This is a genomic window from Streptomyces sp. NPDC034049 (assembly GCF_055575575.1).
Window position 1 is genome coordinate 678,853 of sequence record NZ_JBVISJ010000004.1, and the last position, 22,571, is coordinate 701,423.

Consider the following 22,571-nt stretch of genomic DNA (forward strand, 5'->3'; position numbering starts at 1 on the left):
TCGCGGTGGAGGGCCCTGGCCGGCTCACGATTCGGTCAGCAGGCGCTCGGGTCGGTGGGGCGAGAGGTCCAGCTTCGCCAGCACCCCGGGGACGGTGATGCCGGGCAGGACGAGGGCGAAGAGTTCCGTGACCTCGCTCACCAGGTCCTTCTTCTCCGGCAGGGAACTGCTCACCAGCTGGACACCGGTCCAGGCCCCGACGAACAGCCGGGCGATCGTGGCGGGGTCGGCGTGCTGCTGGAGTTCGCCCTGGTCCCTCGCGGCGACGAGCAGGTCCATGCTCAGCTGGATCCAGTCGGGCCAGCGGGTGCCGAACAGCGACCTGGCCTTGGGGTCCACGGAGAGCCGGATCGACGCGCTCAGCAGGGGCTCGCGGGGGAGGCGGTGGGCGAGGAGCAGTGCGACGTCGATCCACTCCTGCAACTTGTAGGTCTGGGGGGCGAAACCCTGCGTGGTCACCGCCTCGTCGAGCACCCCCTGCGCGAGGGCTTCCTTCGAGGTGAAGTGGAAGTACAGCGCGCCCCTGGTCAGTTGCGCGCGTTCCAGGATCACGGAGATGGACGCGGCGTCGTATCCGTACTCGTTGAAGACCTCGGCCGCAGCCTCCAGGAAGATCCGGCGGGTGCGGACGGCCCGGTCCTGCTTTGCCACGTCGCTCCTTGTGTACCCAGGTCTCCTTCGAGGTGAAAGGACCAACGGATCGGTATGTTAAGCGGTTTCAGCCTAGTTCCGCGCAACGGCCGGTGCGAATCCGGCCGCTGTCCCGTTCGCGGCGCATCCGCTCGTCCCAGCGGGCCACGACCTCGGAGCCCGACGCCTCGATGCCGGCCCGCGTCCGCTCCGAGGCGAGGCTGGGCAGCACCATCTTCCAGAATCGTGTCACCACGCGCCGGGAGCACAGGGCGGTGTCCTTGCGGCCGAGGGACTCGATGCCCATGACGATCGCCATGATGGTGGAACAGGCGTCGTCCGGCAGCACCCCGTCGGCCAGGCTCCCCTCGTACTCGGCGATGGTCAGCATCCCCCGCACCCAGCCGCGCCACTTGAGCCAGAGCTCGGCACCACCGTCCCAGGCGGCGTCGTTGTCGAGGCCGAGCCCGGCGCGCAGCACCACGTTCTCCTCGAACTGCGTGGCCAGGACATGGGTGGCGTCGATCAGGGTCTGCAGGGGCGAGGGCCGCGCCTCGGTGCAGGCGGTCGTGATGTACCGCAGGCTCTCCGCGGCGGCGGCCTGCACGGTCTCGCCCAGTTCCTTCTTGCTGCTGAAGTGGAAGTTGAGCGCGCCTGTACTCACGCCGGCCCCGGTGCTGATGTCCGCGAGTGACGCGGACATGAATCCTCGGCGGTCGAAGACCTCGGCCGCCGAACAGATCAGCTGCTGCCGCGTGCGTACCGCACGGTCCTGCTTGGTCATCCTTGCAGCTCCGGGGGTGATGATGGTGAGCCCAGTGCACACGTCCGCGCACACAGGGTCACGCTAACAAACCGAACGTCAGGTTTCTTCTCTCGGGGCCGACTCCGCAACTACCTTGGGACCGGGCGGACTTGGCGGCCTGCCGGGCTGTGGATCTCAAAGGGCCGGGAGAATACCATGCCATATGCTCGCTATCCAGTTCGATTGTTTTGGTGGTCCCGAGGTCCTCACCCCCGTCGAGCTCCCTCCTCCGGTCCCTGGACCGGAGGACGTTCTTGTCCTGGTGGAGGCGGCCGGCGTCAACTTCGCCGACACGCACCAGACCGACGGTACGTATCCGATCGCCGACAGCCTTCCGTTCGTCCCGGGCAGTGAGGTCGTCGGGCGAACCCCCGACGGACGACGGGTGTTGGCCCGGGTGACCGGAGGTTACGCCCAACACGTGGTCGCCAGACAGTCCGCGGTCGTGGAAATCGACGAAGAGATGCCGGCGGCCGAGGCGTTGGCGCTGCTGACGCAGGGGCTCACCGCCTGGCATCTGCTGCGGACCGCGGCCCGGATGCGGGAGGGCGAGACCGTCGTCGTGCACGCCGCGGCGGGCGGAGTCGGCAGCCTCGCCGTCCAGTTGGCCAGGGAGTTCCGCGCGGGCCGGGTGCTCGCCCGGGTCTCGTCCCCGGCCAAGGCGGAGCTGGCTCTGCGGCTCGGGGCGGACGAGGTGGTCGAGTACCCGCTGGAGCGGAAGGCCGATGTGGTCCTCGACGCGGGCGGCGGGCCTCTCCTCGGTGCGGCGCTGCACTCGCTCGCCCCCTTCGGCCGGCTGGTCACCTATGGCGACGCCTCCCGTGCGGGCCTCCCGCCGGTCGATCCCGCACTGCTCCACCAACTCGGCGCGTCGGTCGTCGGTTTCCGGCTGCGGCACGCGCTGGCGGCGCCCGGCGCGATGAGCGGGACGTTGAAGGAGCTGTTCCGCCTGGTCGCCGAAGGGCGCCTGAAGCCCGTCACGGGTGCCGCGTATCCGCTGGCCGAGGCGCGGCGCGCGCACGAGGACATGCTGGCGCGGCGCACGACGGGCAAGGTGGTGCTCGTCCCCTGAGCGGCGGCTGCTTCCCGATCCGCCTTCGGCCCGGTGCCGCCGCCGGGTGCGCCGATCCGAAGGCGGTTACCCCGCGATGGGCTGCCGAAGAACGGTGGTGCCTAGGGTCAGTTCCATGACCACCCCCATGGCAGCACCGCACGACACCGGGAGACCGGTCGAGCCCGGCACTCCTCGGAGTGCCGGGCTCGACCGCGGGTGGCTCAAGGAAGGGATCGGCGGATACGTCTCAGGCCGACGGACCAAGGCTGCGGGGCAGGGTGATCAGAGGACGGTGCCGGTGAGTTCGCCGCGGAAGGCGGTGTGGCCGGCCTGCGTTCCGGTGACCCGGACGGTCAGCGTGTCCGCGGCCGACGGCAGGGGCTCGGCCTCCACCAGGCAGGCGACGTCGAACTCGACATAGCGCTCGAACTCGATGTCGACCGCCGTGGTGTGGAAGACGCCGTCGGGGACAGCGGCCTGGGCGGCCTGGACGGCCGCTTCGATCAGACCGAGGCCGGGCACGTGGTCCACGGGGTGGTCCAGGAGATGGGTGTTGGCGGTGTCGCTGCGCAGGAGCCAGCGCAGGGGTTCACCGGTCGGGCAGAGGGCGACGTCCGAGGCCGCGGCACGGCCGACGGACGCCGGGTCGAGCGGTGCGGGCAGGGGCCAGTTCCCCCAGTCGACGATGGCGCGCTCGCCACGCAGCCGGCGGTAGGCCGCCGGGGATATCCAGCCGAAGTCCGTCCGGGCGCAGGCCACCGGGACTCCGTCGCGGCAGACCCGCATGTCCATCGGTAACGAGCGGGCCGCCCGACCGGTCCGCTCGCGCCTCGGTATCGCGACCTCCACCTCGAAGAGGGGGGCCTCGCCCGGCTCCAGCCGGAAGTCCGGGTCCACGGTGTAGTGGAACTCGCTGAGGGTCGTCTGGTGCGTGAGCGGTACCTGGTACTCGGCGTGGCCGACGGTCAGCCCGCTCTGCCGGACGATCTGGGTGAGGAGACGAGGGTCGTAGGGCCAGGAGCCGGTGTGGGCGGGCCACTGGGCGCGTAACAGGAACGTGTCGGGGCCGGTCTCCCTCCAGTCGGTGATCAGTACGCGCTGCGGATCGCTCAGGTGGACGAGTTCCTTGGGAACCCGGTCGTGGCTGTCGGTGCCGAGTGGCGCGTCGGCGAGGTGATGCCCCGTTCTGCGCGGGCGGGTGGTGGTGTCGGACATGGAAACCCCCAGGTGATGACTCAGTGGTCGGCTTAGCCATCGTCGAACTCGCGCTCGACCCGCATGAACATACCGATCCATCGGTTCTTTTTACAAGGAATGTCGAGGACCGCATCAAAGACTGCTCAAGCGAACGGCCCGGAGCGGGCTGTGGTCCGAAAAAGCCCTGGTGAAGCGGCTGTTGTGGCACCGAGGACGACCCCCCGGCGGGGCGAGCAAAGAAGGCGAAGAAGACCCCCGGCGTGTCGCCGGGCCCCGTACGGCCGGAAGCGCGCCGGCATGGCACTGGGCCCCGTACCGGCCTGCTGCACGTCGGTACGGGGCCCAGTGGCGGTCCGCTTCCGGACCGGCGGGCGTCGCCGGGGACTAGAGGTAGGGCGTCCCGGGGTCGAGGCCCACCAGGACCCTGCCGTGCACCTCCAGGCTCATGTTCGGGTTCATCAGACCGTGCAGGGTGAGTGCCTCGATGTCACGGCGGAACCGCCGGAAGTGTCCCTTGCGGACCAGCGAGGACGCGGAGCTGACCGAGTTGAGCGCCTCGACGGCCTCGTTCACCAGCTGGATCGCGTGTCCGGCCCGGCCGCGCACCGTCGCCTTCTCCGCGTCGGTCAGCGGCTCACCGACGTCGGCGCGCTCCTGGAGCAGCGTCAGCTGCTTCTCGAACAGCGCCTCGGCGGCGGCGATCCGGTTCTCGGCGACGGCCACCTGGTGCTGCGTGAGCGGGTGCTCGCGCTGGTCCGTCCAGCTGGTGTAGGCGATGGGCCGGCCGAGGCCCCCGACGAACGTCTCGTAGGCCCCCTTCGCGGCGCCGAGGTAGATCGCCACCGACTCGGAGATGACCATGCTCAGCAGGCCGTAGTCGCGGCCGGTGGCACCGGAGTTGGAGCGGCCCGCGGCGGTTCCGGTGAGCGCCTCGCCCACGGTGACCAGCCGGTGCGCGGGCACGAACACGTCACGCGCGGTCGTCGTCGAGCTTCCGGTGCCGATCGTGGCGGACACGTGCCAGTCGTCCGCGATCGACAGCTCCGACATCGGCACGAGGGCGTAGGCCTCGTCGAAGGTGCCGTCGGACAGCTCCACCGTGGCGGCGACCAGGTCCCACTCCGCGCCGCGGCACCCGGTGTTGAACCGCCAGGTGCCGTTGAGGAGATAGCCGCCCTCGGTGGCGACCAGCGTGCTGTCGCCCGCGGTGAAGGCGCCGGAGATCCGGACCTGACCCGTGGCGAAGATCTCCTCCTGCGTCACGTCCGGGTACAGCGTGGCCAGCCAGGCGGTGGACACCCAGGCCACCGCCACCCAGCCGGTCGAGGCGCAGCCGCGCGCTATCTCGGAGAGCACCGCGTACTGCTGCGGCAGCGACAGGTCGAGTCCGCCGAACCGGCGCGGCACGGCGATCCGGAAGACGCCCGCCTTCTCCAGCAGTTCGATGTTCTCGTCCGGGATCCAGCGCCGGTCCTCGGCCTCCAGCCCGTTCTCCCGGAGTGTGGGCACGATCGCTCGCACCGCCTCCAGTACGGAGTCGAAATCGGATTCATGCGGGGACATGGCGCCTCCTGGCATCGCTCGTGTGCCTGCTCTTCACCGTCGGGACGGTGCGCGGCCGAACGTAATGGCCGGGCGGGTGCGGGCGGGTAACACGCTGTCACTGAGCGGTAATCGCATGATCTCGGCCCGGGCGGGGGCACTCCTGAGGGGGCGGGGCGGTGACGGGGGTTTGGGCGAGCTTTGACCGCCCCGTCCCATCATGGCGACGTCTTCGCCCCGAAGGGGTTCACGGGAACCGCCGGGGCGCCGAGTGGAGGAGCGACATGAGTGGTGAGTGGTTCCGCAGGTTCGTCCCCGACGCCCCGGGGGCTTCTGTGGGCGAGGGTGCGCTGAGACTGGTCTGCTTCCCGCACGCGGGCGGCGGCGCGAGCGCGTTCCTCCGCCTGTCGCGCGAGGTCACGCCCGGGGTCGAGGTCGTGGCGGTGCAGTACCCCGGCCGTCAGGACCGTCGTCATGAGGAGCCCTATGCCGGTATCGGGCCCCTCGCCGACGTTCTCGCGGACGAGATACGGCGCGAAGTGGCGGGCCCCTACGCCTTCTTCGGGCACAGCATGGGGGCGATCGTCGCGCATGAGGTCGCCCTGCGCCTGGCCGAGCGGGGAGAGCCGGGGCCGCGGCGGCTCTTCCTGTCCGGTCGCGGGGCTCCCTCGACGACGCCGTACGCGAGCGACCGGCTGCGCACCGACGCCGACGTGCTGGCCATGGTCCGCGAACTGGGCGGTACGGCCGGCGCCGTCTTCGACGACCCGGACGTGCTGGCCATGGTGATGCCGACCCTCCGGGCCGACTACCGGGCGCTCGGCTCCTACGTCTGGACACCGCGCCCCGCCCTGGACATCCCCTTCACGGTGCTGACCGGCGACACGGACCCGGTGGTGCCGGTCACCGCGGCGGCGGGATGGAAGGAGTTCACGACGGCCGGCACCGACCTGGAGGTGTTCGAGGGCGGTCACTTCTACCTCGACGTCAGGACGAAGGAGGTGGCCCGGGTGGTCACCTCCGCCCTGGGCCGGGACGGCGAACGGCGACCGGCGGCCGCGGTCTGATCCGGACCGTGCCGGGACGCGCGAGGCGTCCGCCCCCTCCGCACGTCCCGCATGTCGGCGCGCCGGCCGATCCTCGGTCGGCGCGCCGACGCGTGTATTCCCCGGGGACACGTGATCGAGGCGCTCGTGGTCGCTTTTAAAAAATCGAACGGTTGGTATGGTTGCCGAGGGTGGCAAGGTCTGAACCAGACGGCTGGGGGCCTGAGTTGACGGTTTGCCTCCCATCGGGAAGGTATCCACGCATGTCGGGGGGCGGGCGCTGGGGAGGCGCCGACACGTAGGACGCTTAAAAAAACCGAACGACTGGTTTATTTTTGGTGACGGGCAGAGGTGACGTCGCCGGGGGGATGTCGATGGAAGCAGGATTAGGACAGCGTCAGTTGTCGTCGGAGCTTTTCGCCTCGCTGCGCCGCAGTGGCCAGCGGCAGAAGGCCGAGCATTACGTGGAGGGACTGCTCAGTACGCCCGGCCGCAAGACGCTGGGGCAGATCGCGGCGCACCTCGGTGGCCCCGCGGCACAGCAGAGAATGCACCACTTCATCAGCGAGTCCCTGTGGGAGTGGGCACCGGTCCGGCACGCGCTGGCCAGGCAGGCGCGGTTGGCGCTCGGACACGAGGCCTGGGTCGTCCGGCCCACCGTGATCCCCAAGGCCGGGGCCCACTCGATCGGCGTCGACCTCCAGTACGTTCCGCACCTCGGACGCGCCGTCAACGGCCAGCAGGCGGTCGGGGTGTGGCTGGCCTCCGAGCGGGCCGCCGTACCGGTCGAGTGGCAACTCGTACTGCCGCGGCGGTGGCGGGAGGAACCCCTGCGTCGCAGGGCTCGCATTCCCGCCGGCGTACGGGCGGACTCCCTGGAGGAGTGCGTCCGCGAGGCAATGGCCCAGGCGGGGCAGGCCGCCGGAGTGCCGAGCCGGCCGGTGGTGGCCGACGCGGAAGGGGCGGACGCCGTGGCGATCGCCCGCCGACTGGAGGCCGGGGGGCACCAGTTCGTCGTCCGCACCGATCCGGCGACCCGGCTGGGCGTCGACAGGTCGGTCCTGCCCGCCTACGGTGCGCGCGAGCGCGGCGCCGGGGAACTGGTCGCCCACCTCGGCCGGATGCGCGCCCCGGTCGGCCCGGAGCCGGACCGGCCCGTCGCCTCGGTGATCCCGGTGCAGGCTCCCCCCTCCCCGCACGGCGGCGCGGTGCGAGGCCTGCGCCTCGTCGGGGAGTGGTCCGCGCCGGACCGGGGCGCCGACCGACTGTGGCTGACCAACATCACGGGCGTCTCCGTGTCCGCGCTGCTGCGGCTGACCCGGCTGAGCGACCTCGTCGCGCGCGACGCCGCGGGCATCGGCGACCGCGTCGGGCTCAGGGACTTCGTCGGCCGCTCCTTCTCCGGCTGGCACCGCCACGTCACGCTCGCCTCGATCGCCCACTTCGCCACCGTGCTCGCCGCCGAGCCGCCCTCCCGCGCCGCGGCTGCCCGCAGTGCCGCGTGACAGGGTGCCCGGCACCCCACCACCCGGTCCGTCCATGAACGCCGCCCCACCACGCCATGAGCACGGTGGGCGACGCACCAACGCGAACGCGAACGCCCGGAAGAGGAGTACGCACAGTGCGGTTGAACCTGATCGGCCCGCTCCAGGTCGTCACCGACGACGGCAGGGAACACACCCCCAACGCGCCGAAGATCGGTCGGATGCTGGCGGTCCTCGCGCTCCAGCCGCGCGAGGCCGTGCCCACCGCCGTACTGATCCAGGAACTGTGGGGGCAGAACCCCCCACGCAGCGCGGCCAAGACGTTGCAGACCCACGTCTACCACGCGCGCCGTCTGTTCCAGGAGGAGAGAGTCGCCGCCGACGGCCGGAGCCTGCTCGTGGCCAGAACGCCCGGCTACGAGTTACGGGTCGACGACGACGAGGTGGACGTCAGCAGCTTCGAGCGGTACCTGAGACAGGCCCGACACGAGTCCCGGAGCGGGCAGTTGGAGAGGGCCGTCCACCAGGTGAACGCCGCGCTCGCCCTGTGGCGCGGCCCGGTGCTGAGCGGCGTACCGGTCGGCACCGTGCTCGCCGGCCGGATCGCCCGCGTCGAGGAACTGCGGATCAACGCCCTGGAACTGCGCATCGAGATCGCGGACAGGCTGGGCCGACGGCGTGATCTGCTGCCCGATCTGCGGGCTCTGGTCGAGGAGTTCCCGCTCCACGAGTGGTTCCACGGGCAGCTCATCTCGACACTGCACCAGGCGGGACGCCGGAGTGAGGCGCTGCGGGCCTACCACGCGCTCTACGGCATCCTCCAGACGGAACTCGGACTGGAGCCCTCGGCGGAACTGCGTCGGCTCCAGGCCGAGATCCTCGGCTCCTCGGGGCGCGAGGAGCCGTCCGGAGCGTTCCACCCCGAGGCCCCGGAGGGGTCGCGGCGGCACCTGTCGTCCGTGCCGGGGCTCCGTCCCACCGCCGTCGCCTGTTTCGGCTGACCGCCCCGGGCGCCACGGATGCCCCGACGGCCGGTCCGGGACAGCGGCACGTCGACGGTGGCGACGGGGGTTCCCGCCGACCACGCAGAAGGTGAACGCCGGTACCGCCAGGCGTTTCGTCACCGGCACAGCAACAGGCGGTGACCTTCGTGAACCCCTACGGGGCTCCCGCCCACAACGACGTGGCACGGGACAGTGGCATGTGCCCGAGATTTGAGTGATCTTGGACCACGGCCCTGCACGATGGTGACGGATCTTGACGGATTCGGGCGGTTGCCGTGGATCGACCACTCCGCGTCCCGCCCGCGTATCCCGCCTTTACGGGGATGGAGTTGGGCGAGTCATGCAGTTCCGAATGCTGGGTCCGATAGAAGTTGTCGACCAGGGCGAGCAGGTGCCCCTCGGCGGCACCAAGCAGCGCGCCACCCTCGGTTTCCTCCTGCTCCAGACGAACAAGGTGGTCGCCACGAGCCACCTCATGAACGCGCTGTGGGGCTACGACGACGTCCCCGCCACGGCACGCAAGATCCTGCAGAACGCGGTCTACGGCCTGCGCAACATCCTTTCCTCCGGGAAGGCCGAAGGGGGGCCGGGTGCCGCGGCCCTGCTGACCCAGCCGCCCGGCTACATGATGCGGGTGGACCCCGAACGGGTGGACCTCCAGCTGTTCCACACCCGGGTCGCGCAGGGCAGGGAGCAACTGGCGCGCGGTGCCGCGGAGCCCGCCGCCGCGCTCCTGCGCGACGCCCTCGCGCTGTGGCGCGGGCCCGCCCTCGCGGACCTGGTGGAGAGCGGCATCCAGTGGCCCGAACTGGCCACGATCGAGAACACCAGGCTCGACGTCATGGAGGACTACTTCGACGCCCAGCTCGCCTGCGGCCACCACCACTCCGTCCTCGCCGAACTGGAGCGGATGGTGCAGGCCGAGCCGCTGCGCGAACGGTCGTGCGGTCAGCTCATGCTGGCCCTGTACCGCTGCGGTCGGCAGGCGGACGCCCTCAACGTCTACAGCCGGGTCCGCGCCGTGCTCGTCGAAAGTCTCGGTCTGGAGCCCGGCCGGGGACTGCAGCAGCTCCAGCAGGCCATCCTCGTGCAGGACCCGACCCTCTCCCTCGCCCGTCCCGGCCCGCCCGACCCCTTCGCCGGCCGGGCCGAGATCCGCGTCGGCCCCACCGAACCGCCCGCCGCCGCCCCCGTTCCCGCGGACTCCCCGGAACCCCGGGAGAGCCGGCCTCCGAAGACCCGGGCCACCCCGGCGGAGGGCATCACCGTGCCGCAGCAGCGTGTGCCCGACCCGGCCGCGCCGGAACGGCACGCCCACTCCACGCGCCGCACGGTCTCCGCGATGTCCGTACGCGCCCGGCTCGCCCCGACCCGCGCCGACGTGGCCCCCAAGGACGTCGACGCCCTGCTGGAGAGAGCCTGCCACCTGGTCACGGAGCAGGTCGAACGGTTCGGCGGCACGGTGACCGCGTCGATCGGCTCGATGTCGCTCGCCGTCTTCGGACTCGACGGGCCCAGCGACGACGACGCCCGGCAGGCCGTCCTCGCGGCGCTCGCCATCCGCGACCTCCTCGACGTACCCGCCGACGGCGACCCCGAGGCGCCGCGGCTGGCCGTGCAGTGCGCCGTCACCAGTGGAGAGGTACTGCTGCGCCACCGCAGCCACGAGGACACCCCCACCGTCATCGGCAGCGTCCTGGACGAATCACAGGCCCAGCTCTCCGAAGTGCCGGCCGGGCAGGTACGGGTCACCGACTCCGTCCGGCGCACGAGCGAGCACGCCGTGCGCTACGGGCCGCCGGACCCGGCCTCCGGCAGCTGGGAGGCGCTGTGCGTCCGTGACGACGGGCCCGCCGAGGAGAACGGCGCCGAGATGTACGAACAGGACATCCTGCGCGGGCTGGTACGGCGCACCCGGCACCGCGGCGTGCCCCACCTGGTGACGGTGCTCGGGGAGCGCGGCACCGGCAAGACCCGGCTGCTGCGCGACTTCGAACGCTGGGTCAGGGCGCAGAACGACGCGCCACGCGTCCTGACCGGGCGGATCCCGGCGGCCGGCGAGGACGGCCACCGGCTCCGGCTGGCGGCCCAGATCCTGGCCGCCTACTGCGGCGCGGCTCCCGGGGAGGACGCGACGGCCGCGCTGACCCGTACGGTCCGCCGGCTCTTCCCCAGCGACCGGGCCTGCGCCCTGCTGGTCTCCCGGCTCCGCCCGCTCGTGGCCACCGCCGGCATCGGTGTGGACGACCGCTTCGGCGGGCCGCCCGTCGCCGAGACCATGAGCGCCTGGGCCCAGCTGTTCCAGCAGGCGGCGTGCCGGGAGCCGCTCGTGCTGTGCATCGACGACCTCCACCGCGCCCCCGACGCGGTACTCGACGCCGTGGAGGAACTGGCGAAGACGGCCGGGTCGGGTCCCCTGTGCGTGGTCGTCGGAGCCGGTCCCGAACTGCTGCTGCGCAGGCCGGGCTGGGCCGGGGGCAAGAGCCACGCCACGACGGTCACCCTGGACCGTCCCGAGCGGGTCACCAACGAGCAACTCGTACGACTGCTGCTGTCGGCCAGCGGGAACGAGGACGCCCGGAGCCTCACGTGAGAAATGCCCGCTCCACGTCCGGATTCACCAGCGGGTAACCGGGCGCCCATCATTTCCGGAATTCAGCAGATGGTCGCCGCGTGACCACCCGCTGGAACACTCGGAAGAGGATATCGGCACGGTCTGCCGGTGAACGCGCATTCCGCGCTGAAAAGGAGCTGGACATGAATCCCGAATTGGCCGTCCCCGAGCTCGCGGAGCCGTATCTGCGCGGCCTGCTGACCTCGGCCGGCCTCGATGTCGAGTACGTGCGGGGCGAAGGCAACACGCTCTACCGCCTCGACGCGAAGGGGCAGGAGACCCCCGTCCTCGACTACGCCGGCGGCTACGGCTCGCTGATCTTCGGACACAACAACCCCGAGATCGTGGCCCGGGCCCGGGAGCTGCTGGACGGGAACGTGCCGGTGCACGCGCAGTTCTCCTTCCACCCCTACGCCAACCGCCTCGCGGCCGAGCTGAACCGGATCGTCCACCGGGAACTGGGCACCGACGAGCCGTACTACGCCACCTTCGCCAACAGCGGGGCGGAGGCGGTCGAGGCGGCGGTCAAGCACGCCGAGCTCGACCGCGTGCTGCGGGTGGGCGAGATCCTGGAGGAGCTCGCGGCCGGGGTGGAGCGGGCCCGCGCCGCCGTGGACGACGGCTCGGCCACCGTCCCCGACGCCGTGTACGCGCGGCTGTCGACCGAGCGCACGGCCGGCGACCCGCTGGCACCGGTGATCGCCGAGATCACCCGCAGGAACACCGAACGCGCGGCGAAGGACCCGGTGTTCCTCGCGCTCGAGGGCGGCTTCCACGGAAAGCTGATGGGCAGCGTCCAGCTCACCCACAACGAGGCCTACCGCACCCCGTTCGCGGCGCTGGGCGTCCGCGCCAGGTTCGTGCCGCGAGGCAGCCGCGAGGCGCTCGACCAGGTGCTCGCCGAGGAGCGCGGCGTGCTGCTGGGCCTCACCGCCGAGGACGGGGAGGTCCGTGTCGTGGAGCGCGAACACCCCGCCCTGTGCGCCTTCCTGCTGGAGCCGATCCAGGGCGAGGGCGGCATCCGGCCGCTGTCCGACGACGACGCCCGGATCATCCAGGAGTTCGCCGACGCCACCGGCTGTCCGCTCGTCCTCGACGAGATCCAGAGCGGTCTCGGCCGCACCGGCAGCCTCCTCGCCAGCTCGCGGATGGGCCTGCGCGGCGACTACTACACGCTCGCCAAATCCCTGGGCGGCGGCCTGGCCAAGGCGTCCGTGATGCTCGTGCGGCAGACGCGCTACCGCGCGCAGTTCGAGCTGGTGCACAGCTCGACGTTCGCCAAGGACGCCTTCTCCTGCCACCTCGCGCTCACGGTCCTCGACATGCTGGAGCGGGACGGCGGCCGGGCCTACCGGCAGGCCGACGAGCGCGGCGCCGCGCTGCGGGCGGCCCTGGAGAAGGTCCGCACAGCCTTCCCCGACGTGGTCAAGGAGGTCCGGGGCCGGGGCCTGATGCTCGGGTTCGCGTTCCACGACCAGTCCGCGGCCGAGCACCCGGCGATCCGCGAGGCGGCCGCCGGCGGACTCTTCGGCTACGTCATCGCCGGGCACCTGCTGAACCGGCACTCCATCCGCACGTTCCCCACCGCCAGCGCCGTCGACACACTGCGGTTCGAGCCGTCGGTGCTGCTCACCGACGAGGAGATCGGACGGCTGGAGGAGGCCCTCACCGACGTGTGCGTCATCCTCCGGGAACAGGCCGGGGAACGACTGGTGCTGTCGTCCTCCTGAGCCCGCCCGCCTCGCTCCTCCTCCGATCCGGCGGCGGCACCCCCACCGCCCCGGACACGCTGCCCGGCCCGTGCGCGTCCACGGGCCGGGCAGCTTCCGTGTGACGTCGGTTGCCGGCAATTACCGGGCCGTGGCCCGACATTGGCGATGGAATTCCGTCGGGTACGTAGGGTCGGATTATCGGGATCGCGTCACATTCCCTCCGCGAGATGCGTGGACAGTCGGGCCCGAAGAAATGCGTGACTTGCGCCACGAGGCGCGGTACGGGTCTGCGCCAAGGGAATTCGGTTTATGGAAGGGCAGCGGAAGTTCATGATGAATGAGCATGCTCCGGCGATCGACACTCACCCCGGGGAGAACGAGCCGATCGCTGTCGTCGGACTCGCCTGCCGGCTGCCGGGAGCGGACGGCCCCGCCGCCTTCTGGGAGCTGCTCGGCGGCACCAGCGCGATCACGGACGTGCCGGAGGACCGGTGGGGGACGGGGGAGCCGTCCGCCCTCCGGCGCGGCGGATTCCTCGACGGCGTGGCCGACTTCGACGCCTCGTTCTTCGCCATCTCCCCGCGTGAGGCCGCCGCGATGGACCCCCAGCAGCGACTCGTCCTCGAACTGGTCTGGGAGGCGTTCGAGGACGCGGGCATCCGGCCCGCCTCCCTGCGCTCGACACCCACCTCGGTGTTCGTCGGCACGCTCCGCGACGACTACACCAACCTGCTCTACCAGCGCGGCACTGACGCCATCGGCCAGCACACCATGACCGGCGTCAACCGCGGCGTCATCGCCAACCGCGTCTCGTACCACCTCGGACTGCACGGCCCCAGCCTGACCGTGGACTCCGCCCAGTCGTCCTCCCTGGTCGCCGTGCACCTGGCCTGCGAGAGTCTGCGCAGCGGCGAGTCCACCACCGCGATCGCCGCCGGCGTCAACCTCAACCTCCTCGCCGAGAACACCGTCACCGAGCAGCGGTTCGGTGCCCTGTCGCCCGACGGCGTCACCTACACCTTCGACGCCCGCGCAGGCGGCTTCGTGCCCGGCGAGGGAGGCGGTGTCGTCCTTCTCAAGCCGCTGCGGCAGGCGGTCGCCGACGGCGACCGTGTCTACGGCGTCATCCGCGGCAGCGCGGTCAACAACGACGGAGCCACAGACGGACTCACCGTGCCGAGCCGGGCCGCCCAGGAGCAGGTCTTGCGCACCGCCTACCGGCGGGCGGAGATCGCCGCCGGTGCCGTGCAGTACGTGGAACTGCACGGCACCGGCACCCCCGTCGGCGACCCAGTGGAGGCCGCCGCGCTCGGCGCCGTGCTCGGCGCCGGGCGCCCCGAGCACGACCCGCTGCGGGTCGGGTCGGTGAAGACCAACATCGGTCACCTGGAAGGCGCGGCGGGCATCGCCGGGCTGATCAAGACCCTGCTGGCCCTGCACCACCGCCGGCTTCCCCCCAGCCTCAACTTCGAGACACCGAACCCCGCGATCCCGCTGACGGACCTCCGGCTCGCCGTCCAGCGAGAACCGGCCCCGTGGCCGCACCCGGACCGCCCGCTGGTGGCCGGCGTCAGCTCCTTCGGCATGGGCGGCACCAACTGTCACGTCGTGCTCGCCGAAGCACCGGCCACCACGGACGCCGACGCCCCCGACGGCGAGCGGCCCGCCGCCACGCCCGCCGTGCTGCCCTGGGTCGTCTCCGCCGCCGGTGACACCGCGCTGCGCGCCCAGGCCGGGCGCCTGCACGCCCACGTGACCGCGACCGGGCCGTCCCCCCGGGACGTCGGCTGGTCCCTGGCCACGTCCCGCACCGTCTTCCGCCACCGGGCCGTGGTCCTCGCCCCCGACCTGGCGGGCCTGCTCGACGGCACCGCCGCCCTCGCCGAGGGCCGCCCGGCGGCCGACGTGGTCACCGGGGCCGCCGCGGACGGCCGCACGGCCGTCCTGTTCACCGGCCAGGGCGCCCAGCGCATCGGCATGGGGCAGGAGCTCCACGCCGCGTTCCCCGCCTACGCGGCCGCCTTCGACGAGGTCGCCGCGGCCCTCGATCCGCACCTGCCACGACCCCTCGCGCAGATCCTCACCACCGGCGAGGGACTGGACGAGACGGCCTGGGCCCAGCCCGCGCTGTTCGCCGTCGAGGTCGCCCTGTACCGGCTGCTCGAATCCCTCGGGGTGCGGCCCGACTACGTCGCCGGACACTCCGTCGGCGAACTCGCCGCAGCCCACGTCGCCGGTGTCCTCGACCTCGCGGACGCGGCCCGGCTGGTCGCGGCCCGTGGCCGGCTCATGCAGAAGGCCCGCGGCGACGGCGCGATGATCTCCGTACAGGCCGGCGAGGAGGAGGTCGCGGCCGAACTCGCCGGACTGGAGGGCCGGGTCGCCGTCGCGGCCGTCAACTCACCCACCTCGACCGTGATTTCGGGCGACGCCGACATCGTGGAGGACGTCGCGCGACGACTGCGCGAGCGCGGCCGCCGGACCAGAGCGCTCACCGTCAGCCACGCCTTCCACTCGCCGCACATGGACGGCGTCCTCGACGAGTTCCGCCGGGTCGCGGAGAGCCTCACCTACCGCCCGGCACGCATCCCCGTCGTCTCCAACGTCACCGGCGACCTCGCCGGCGACGAGGAACTCTCCTCGCCCGACCACTGGGTCCGCCAGATCCGCAGGGCCGTCCGCTTCGCCGACTCCGTGCGCCGCCTGGAGGCCGAGGGCGTCACCACGCTGATCGAGGCCGGCCCCGACAGCGTCCTGTCCGCCCTCGCCGAGGACACCGTCGAGGACCCCGGCGCCGTCGTGGCCGTGGGGACGCTGCGCCGCGGGCGGCCGGAGACGCAGACACTGCTCACGGCACTCGCCACCGCCTTCACCCGGGGCGCCGACATCGACTGGTCCGCGCTGACCGGCGGACCGGGGGTCCGGCGCGTCGACCTCCCCACCTACGCCTTCCAGCGCAGGCGCCACTGGTTCGACGGACCGGCCCGCACGGGCACCGCACCCGCCGACGGCCCGGACCCCGCCACCGCGCACGAGGACGACACACCGCAGGAGGCGGCCCCCGCGCAGCCACGCGGCGCGCTGGGCGCACGCCTGGCCGAACTGTCCGGCACCGCCCGCGGGCAGGCCGTCACCGCACTCGTCGACGAGCACATCGCCGCCGTCCTCGGCCACACGGACGGCGAGGCCGTCGACGCGCTGACCCCCTTCCAGGAGCTGGGCTTCAGCTCCCTCATGACCACCGAACTCCGCTCGGCGCTGGCCCGGGCGACCGGGCTGCGCCTGCCCACGAGCCTCCTGTTCGACCACCCCACGCCCCGCAGGCTGGCCCGCTTCATCGAGGCCGAACTGCTCGGTGACGACGGCGAGAGCGCCGCCCCGGGCACCGTGGCCGAGGACAGCGAGCCGATCGCCATCATCGGCATGGCCTGCCGCTACCCCGGCGGCGTCTCCTCACCGGAGAGCCTGTGGCGACTGGTCGCCGAGGGCACCGACGCCGTCTCCGCCTTCCCCGACGGCCGAGGCTGGTCCGGCGACCTGTACGACCCCGACCCGGACCGGCCGGGCACCAGCTCCGTCCGGCACGGCGGATTCCTGCACGACGCGGGCGAGTTCGACGCCGCCTTCTTCGGCATCTCACCGCGCGAGGCCCTCGCCATGGACCCCCAGCAGCGGCTGCTGCTGGAGACGTCCTGGGAGGCCGTCGAACGCGCTGGGGTCCTGCCCGCCTCGCTGCACGGCACCCGGACCGGCGTCTTCGTGGGCGCCACGTCGCTGGAGTACGGACCGCGCATGCAGGACGCGCCCCGCAACGTACAGGGCAACGTGCTGACCGGCTCCACCGCCAGCGTGATGTCGGGCCGCATCGCCTACCAGCTCGGCCTCGTCGGCCCCGCCGTCACCGTGGACACCGCCTGCTCCTCCTCCCTCACCGCCCTGCACCTCGCCGTCCGCTCCCTGCGGTCCGGCGAGACCAACCTCGCCCTGGCCGGCGGCGCCGCGGTGATGTCGTCGCCCGGCATGTTCGTGGAGTTCTCCCGGCAGCGGGGCCTGGCCCCCGACGGCCGCTGCAAGTCGTTCGCCGACGGCGCCGACGGCACGGGCTGGGGCGAGGGCGTCGGCATGCTCCTCGTGGAGCGGCTCTCCGACGCCCGCCGCAACGGTCACCCGGTCCTCGCCGTCGTCCGCGGCTCCGCGATCAACCAGGACGGCGCCAGCAACGGCCTCACCGCTCCCAGCGGCCTCGCCCAGCGGCGCGTCATCCGCGAGGCCCTGGCCGACGCGCGACTGACCGCCGCCGAGGTCGACGCCGTCGAGGCGCACGGCACCGGCACCAGGCTCGGCGACCCCATCGAGGCCGAGGCGATCCTCGCCACGTACGGCAGCGACCGCGACGGCGCCGAGCCCGTGTACCTGGGCTCGCTGAAGTCCAACATCGGCCACGCGCAGGCCGCGGCCGGGGTCGGCGGCGTGATCAAGATGGTCCAGGCGATGCGGCACGCCGAGCTGCCCCGGACCCTGCACGTCGACCGGCCCTCGCCGCACGTCGACTGGTCCACGGGAGCCGTGGAGCTCCTCGTCGAGCCCCGCGACTGGCCCACCGGCACCCGCCCGAGGCGCGCCGCCGTGTCCTCCTTCGGCATCAGCGGCACCAACGCTCACGTGATCCTCGAACACGACCCCACCGAGGCCACTCCGACGCCACCCGCCGGGCCCGACGGCACGCGCGCCGACACCGGCAGTGCGGGCCTGCCCGCGCCCTGGCTGCTGTCCGGCCGCGACGAGAACGCGCTGCGCGCCCAGGCCGCCCGGCTGCGTGACAGCGTCACCGGGGCCGGCGTGTCCGACGCCGACGGCACCGCCGCGGTGGGCCACGCCCTCGCCACCCGCCGCACCTCCTTCGAGGAACGGGCCGCCGTCTTCGGCGCCACCGTGGCCGACCGGCTCGCCGCACTGGAGGCACTGGCCGCCGGCACCCCCTTCGCGGACGTCCCGGACGCCGTGACCGGCAGCGCCGCCGACGCCGGCCGCACCGCCCTTCTCTTCACCGGGCAGGGCGCCCAGCGGCTCGGCATGGGACGGGAACTGTACGCGGCCTCACCGGTCTACGCCGCCGCCTTCGACGCCGTGTGCGCGGCGTTCGACGGAAAGCTGGAGCGTCCGCTGCGCGAGGTCGTCCTCGCCGACCCGGACGGCCCGGACGCCGAGCTGATCCACCGGACGAGTTTCACCCAGCCCGCGCTGTTCGCCACCGAGATCGCGCTGTTCCGGCTGCTGACCCACCACGGGACCACTCCCGACCTGGTCGCCGGCCACTCCATCGGCGAACTCGCCGCCGCCCACGCCGCGGGCGTGCTCACGCTCGACGACGCCGCGACCCTCGTCGCCGCCCGTGCCCGGCTGATGCAGTCCGCCCGGCCCGGCGGCGCCATGATCGCCGTACAGGCCGCGGAGGACGAGACCCTGCGGGCCCTCCGGGGCCACGAGCACGCCGTGAGCATCGCCGCCGTCAACGGCCCCCGCTCGGTGGTGATCTCCGGTGACACGGACGCCGCCGAAGCGGTCGCCGACGGCCTGCGGGCCGAGGGCCGCAAGACCAGCCGACTGAAGGTGAGCCACGCCTTCCACTCGCCGCACATGGACGACGTCCTCGACGAGTTCCGCGCGATCGCGGCGGGCCTGAGCCTGCGGGCCCCCGACATCCCCCTGGTGTCCACGGTGACCGGTGTGCTCGCCACCGCCGACGAACTCGCCTCGCCCGACTACTGGTCCGGACAGATCCGGGCCACCGTCCGCTTCCACGACGCCGTACGGGAACTGGACCGCCAGGGCGCCACCGTCCTGGTGGAGGTCGGCCCCGACGCCGTCCTCACCGCCCTGGCCCAGGAGTCCCTCGCCGGGACCGCCACCACCTGCGTCGCACTGCTGCGGCCGGGCCGCCCCGAGACCGACACGTTCGCCCGCGGCCTCGCCCGCGCCCACACGGCCGGCGCCCCCCTGGACGGCTGGTCCCTCCACCCGGCCGGCACCGCCCCGTTCGAACCGCCGACGTACGCCTTCCAGCGCGAGCACTACTGGCTCACCCCCGAGGCCCCCGTCGACGCGCGAGGGCTCGGCCTGGACACCGCCGACCACCCACTCCTCGCCACCGTGGTCGCAGTCGCCGAGAACGACGGCACCCTCCTCACCAGCCGGCTGTCACTGCGCGACCACCCCTGGCTCGCCGACCACGCCATCACCGGGACCGTCCTGTTGCCCGCCACGGCCTTCCTCGAACTGGCCGTCGCCGCGGGCGGCCACGTCGGCGCCCCCCGGATCGACGACCTCACCCTCGAAGCACCCCTCGTCGTACCGGAGAGCGGGTCGGTCCGCGTCCAGGTGGCCGTCGGCGCGCCCGACCCCACCGGGGCCCGGCCGTTCACCGTCCACGCGGGCCCCGACACCGCCGCGGACGACACACGACGGTGGACCCGGCACGCCTCCGGCACCCTCACCCCGCCGGCCCCCGCGACGACCGGCGAGGACCTGACCAGCTGGCCGCCCGACGGCGCCCGGCCCGAACCGCTCGCCGCCGCCTACGACCGCCTCACCGCCCTCGGCTACGACTACGGCCCCGCCTTCCAGGGCCTCACCGCGGCCTGGCGCGACGGGGACGACCTCTACGCGGAGATACACCTGCCCGAAGGCCCCGCCGAAGCGGCCGAACACTACGGCCTGCACCCCGCGCTCCTCGACGCCGCCCTGCACCCCCTGGTCCTCGCGGCGGCCGACGGCACCGACCACGACAGCATCCGGCTGCCCTTCGCCTGGTCCGGCGTCACCCTGCACGCCGTCGGCGCCGCCGACCTGCGCGTCCGGATCAGCCCGCACGGCACCGACACCTACCGGATGATGCTGGCCTCCGGCACCGGAGCCCCCGTGGCCGAGATCGAGTCCCTCACCCTGCGCCCCGTCGACCGGCAGAAGCTCGCCGCGACGGGCCGCACCACGGCGGCCGACACGCTCTACACCCTCACCTGGCCGGCCCTCGCCGCGCCCCGGCACGACACCCCCGCGACGGAACCCGCCTTCGCGGAGGCACGGGACGGTCTCGCCGACGTGACGGCGGCCGACGTCGTCGTCGTACGGCAGTACGGGGCGCACGGCACCACCGCCGCGGACGACCGGCACACGCCGACCCTGCGGGTGCTGCGTCTGGTCCAGGAGTTCCTGGCCGACGAACGGTTCACCACGGCCCGCCTCGCCGTCCTGACGTCGGGCGCGGTCGGCGCCCTCCCCGGCGAGGACGTCACCGACCTCGACGCGGCCCCCGTCTGGGGCCTGCTCCGCTCGGTCCAGACCGAACACCCGGACCGGGTGGTCCTGGTCGACCTCGACGTCGCCGTCGCGGACACCGAGACCGGTACCGCCGGGCTCCTCACCGCCGCCCTCGCCACCGGGGAGCCGCAACTCGCGCTGCGCGGCGGGACGTTCCACGCACCCCGACTGGCCCCCGCGGACACCGTCCGCGCCGACGGCGCCGAGTCCGGGTTCGCGCCCGACGGCACCGTCCTCGTCACCGGCGGCACCGGAGGACTCGGCGCCCTCTTCGCCCGCCATCTCGTGACCGAACACGGTGCCCGGCACCTGCTGCTGGTCAGCCGCCGCGGCCCCGACGCGCCCGGTGCGGACGCACTCGTCGCCGACCTCACCGCACAGGGCGCCACCGTCCGCGTCGAGGCCGCCGACATCGCCGACCGCGAGGCCGTCGCCGCCCTCCTCGACTCGGTGCCCGGCGACCACCCGCTCACCGCGGTGGTGCACACCGCCGGCGTCCTCGACGACACGACCGCCCTGGCGCTGAGCCCGGAACGCCTGCACACCGTGCTCGGCCCCAAGGCGGACGCCGCCCGGCACCTGCACGAACTGACCGGCGGGCTCGACCTGCGCGCGTTCGTCCTGTTCTCCTCGGTGTCCGGCCTCGTCGGCACCGCCGGCCAGAGCAACTACGCGGCCGCCAACACCTACCTCGACGCACTGGCACAGCACCGCCGCGCCCAGGGCCTGCCCGCCACATCCCTCGCCTGGGGCCTGTGGGACGCCACCCACGGCATGGGGGCCACGCTGACGCCCGCCGAGATCGCCCGCTGGGAGCGGGCCGGGATGCCGCCCCTCACCGTCGAACAGGGGCTCGCCCTCTTCGACCTGGCCCGGACCTCGGACGCCCCGCTGCTGGCCCCCGTACCGCTGCGGCTGTCCGGGGCCGGTGCCGCCGAGCCGCATCCGCTCCTCCGGGGCCTCGTCCCCGCCCGCCTCCGCCGCGTCGCCCGGGCCTCCGGTCCGGACGCCGCCGGAGAGTCCTCCTGGGTCCGGCAGATCGCCGCGCTCCCCGAGGACAAGCGCAAGGAGACCGTGCTCGACCTGGTGCGCACCAAGGTCGCCGCGGTGCTCGGCCACTCCGGAGCAGGCGCCGTCGCCCCCGACCGTGCCTTCAACGACATGGGCTTCGACTCCATGAGCGGCGTGGAACTGCGCAACGAACTGGCCCGGGCCACCGGTCTGCGGCTGCCCACCACCCTGGTCTTCGACCACCCGGCCCCGGCCCCGCTCGCCGCCTATCTGCTCGGCCGCGCGGTCGAGACGGAGGCACCGGCCGCGGCCACCCGGCGCACGACCAGGGCCGACGAACCCATCGCGATCGTGGGGATGGCGTGTCGTTTTCCGGGTGGGGTGGGGTCGCCTGAGGATCTGTGGCGGTTGGTGGCCGGTGGTGTGGATGCGGTGAGTGGTTTCCCGGTGAATCGGGGGTGGGATCTGGAGGGGTTGTTCGATCCGGATCCGGGGCGTGCGGGGACGAGTTATGCGCGTCATGGTGGGTTCTTGCATGAGGCGGATCTGTTCGATCCGGAGTTTTTCGGGATGTCGCCGAGGGAGGCGACGGCGGCGGATCCGCAGCAGCGGTTGCTGTTGGAGACGGCGTGGGAGACCTTCGAGGACGCCGGCATCGACCCCACCTCGCTCCGCGGCACCGCGACCGGCGTCTTCACCGGCGCCATGTACGACGACTACGCGGCCCGCGTGGTCGCCCGGCCCGGCGAGTACGAGGGCTTCCTCCTCGCGGGCAACCTCTCCAGCGTCATCTCCGGCCGGATCGCCTACACGTACGGCCTGGAAGGTCCCGCCGTCACGGTCGACACCGCCTGCTCCTCGTCCCTGGTGGCGTTGCATCTGGCTGCGGGTGCGTTGCGCAACGGTGAGTGTGATCTGGCGTTGGCCGGTGGGGTGACGGTGATGTCGCAGCCGACGACGTTCGTGGAGTTCTCGCGGCAGCGTGGGTTGTCTGCGGATGGTCGGTGCAAGGCGTTCGCTGCGGGTGCGGATGGTACGGGGTGGTCGGAGGGTGTGGGGTTGCTGTTGGTGGAGCGGTTGTCGGATGCGCGGCGGCTGGGTCATCGGGTGTTGGCGGTGGTGCGGGGTTCGGCGGTGAATCAGGACGGTGCGTCG

The 22,571-nt window shown here is 72.8% G+C and carries 11 protein-coding genes; 7 read left to right on the forward strand and 4 right to left on the reverse strand.

Annotated features, from left to right (window positions below; all coding sequences use genetic code 11):
- Positions 1-24: 24 nt before the first annotated feature.
- Positions 25-651, reverse strand: a complete 627-nt coding sequence (locus ACZ52C_RS16250) for a ScbR family autoregulator-binding transcription factor (protein ID WP_469075320.1) — start codon at positions 649-651, stop codon at positions 25-27.
- Between the two features lie 67 nt (positions 652-718).
- Positions 719-1,414 (reverse strand): ScbR family autoregulator-binding transcription factor, encoded by a 696-nt coding sequence (locus ACZ52C_RS16255; RefSeq protein ID WP_469075321.1) that lies wholly within the window; start codon positions 1,412-1,414, stop codon positions 719-721.
- A 184-nt stretch (positions 1,415-1,598) separates the two neighbouring features.
- Between ACZ52C_RS16255 and ACZ52C_RS16260 the strand changes: the two genes are divergently transcribed.
- Positions 1,599-2,507, forward strand: coding sequence for a quinone oxidoreductase family protein (locus ACZ52C_RS16260; protein WP_469075322.1), 909 nt, complete (start codon positions 1,599-1,601; stop codon positions 2,505-2,507).
- Between the two features lie 264 nt (positions 2,508-2,771).
- Here ACZ52C_RS16260 and ACZ52C_RS16265 read toward each other — a convergent pair whose 3' ends face one another.
- Positions 2,772-3,704 (reverse strand): ScbA/BarX family gamma-butyrolactone biosynthesis protein, encoded by a 933-nt coding sequence (locus ACZ52C_RS16265; RefSeq protein WP_469075323.1) that lies wholly within the window; start codon positions 3,702-3,704, stop codon positions 2,772-2,774.
- Between the two features lie 366 nt (positions 3,705-4,070).
- Positions 4,071-5,249, reverse strand: coding sequence for an acyl-CoA dehydrogenase family protein (locus tag ACZ52C_RS16270; RefSeq protein WP_469075324.1), 1,179 nt, complete (start codon positions 5,247-5,249; stop codon positions 4,071-4,073).
- Between the two features lie 263 nt (positions 5,250-5,512).
- Between ACZ52C_RS16270 and ACZ52C_RS16275 the strand changes: the two genes are divergently transcribed.
- The 6 genes from ACZ52C_RS16275 to ACZ52C_RS16300 form a co-directional block, all read left to right on the forward strand.
- On the forward strand, positions 5,513-6,295 hold the full coding sequence (locus tag ACZ52C_RS16275) for a thioesterase II family protein (protein WP_469075325.1): 783 nt from the start codon (positions 5,513-5,515) through the stop codon (positions 6,293-6,295).
- Positions 6,296-6,648: 353 nt separating this feature from the next.
- Positions 6,649-7,779, forward strand: coding sequence for an IS701 family transposase (locus ACZ52C_RS16280; protein ID WP_469075326.1), 1,131 nt, complete (start codon positions 6,649-6,651; stop codon positions 7,777-7,779).
- A gap of 116 nt (positions 7,780-7,895) precedes the next feature.
- Complete coding sequence (locus ACZ52C_RS16285) at positions 7,896-8,759, forward strand: AfsR/SARP family transcriptional regulator (protein WP_469075327.1); 864 nt, start codon at positions 7,896-7,898, stop codon at positions 8,757-8,759.
- 343 nt (positions 8,760-9,102) lie between these two features.
- The gene (locus ACZ52C_RS16290) at positions 9,103-11,355 is read left to right on the forward strand and encodes a BTAD domain-containing putative transcriptional regulator (protein WP_469075328.1); all 2,253 of its coding nucleotides are present in this window, start codon (positions 9,103-9,105) and stop codon (positions 11,353-11,355) included.
- A gap of 164 nt (positions 11,356-11,519) precedes the next feature.
- The gene (locus ACZ52C_RS16295) at positions 11,520-13,106 is read left to right on the forward strand and encodes an aspartate aminotransferase family protein (protein WP_469075329.1); all 1,587 of its coding nucleotides are present in this window, start codon (positions 11,520-11,522) and stop codon (positions 13,104-13,106) included.
- Between the two features lie 312 nt (positions 13,107-13,418).
- Positions 13,419-22,571 (forward strand): type I polyketide synthase (locus ACZ52C_RS16300; RefSeq protein WP_469075330.1); only part of this gene is annotated, 9,153 nt, incomplete at its 3' end.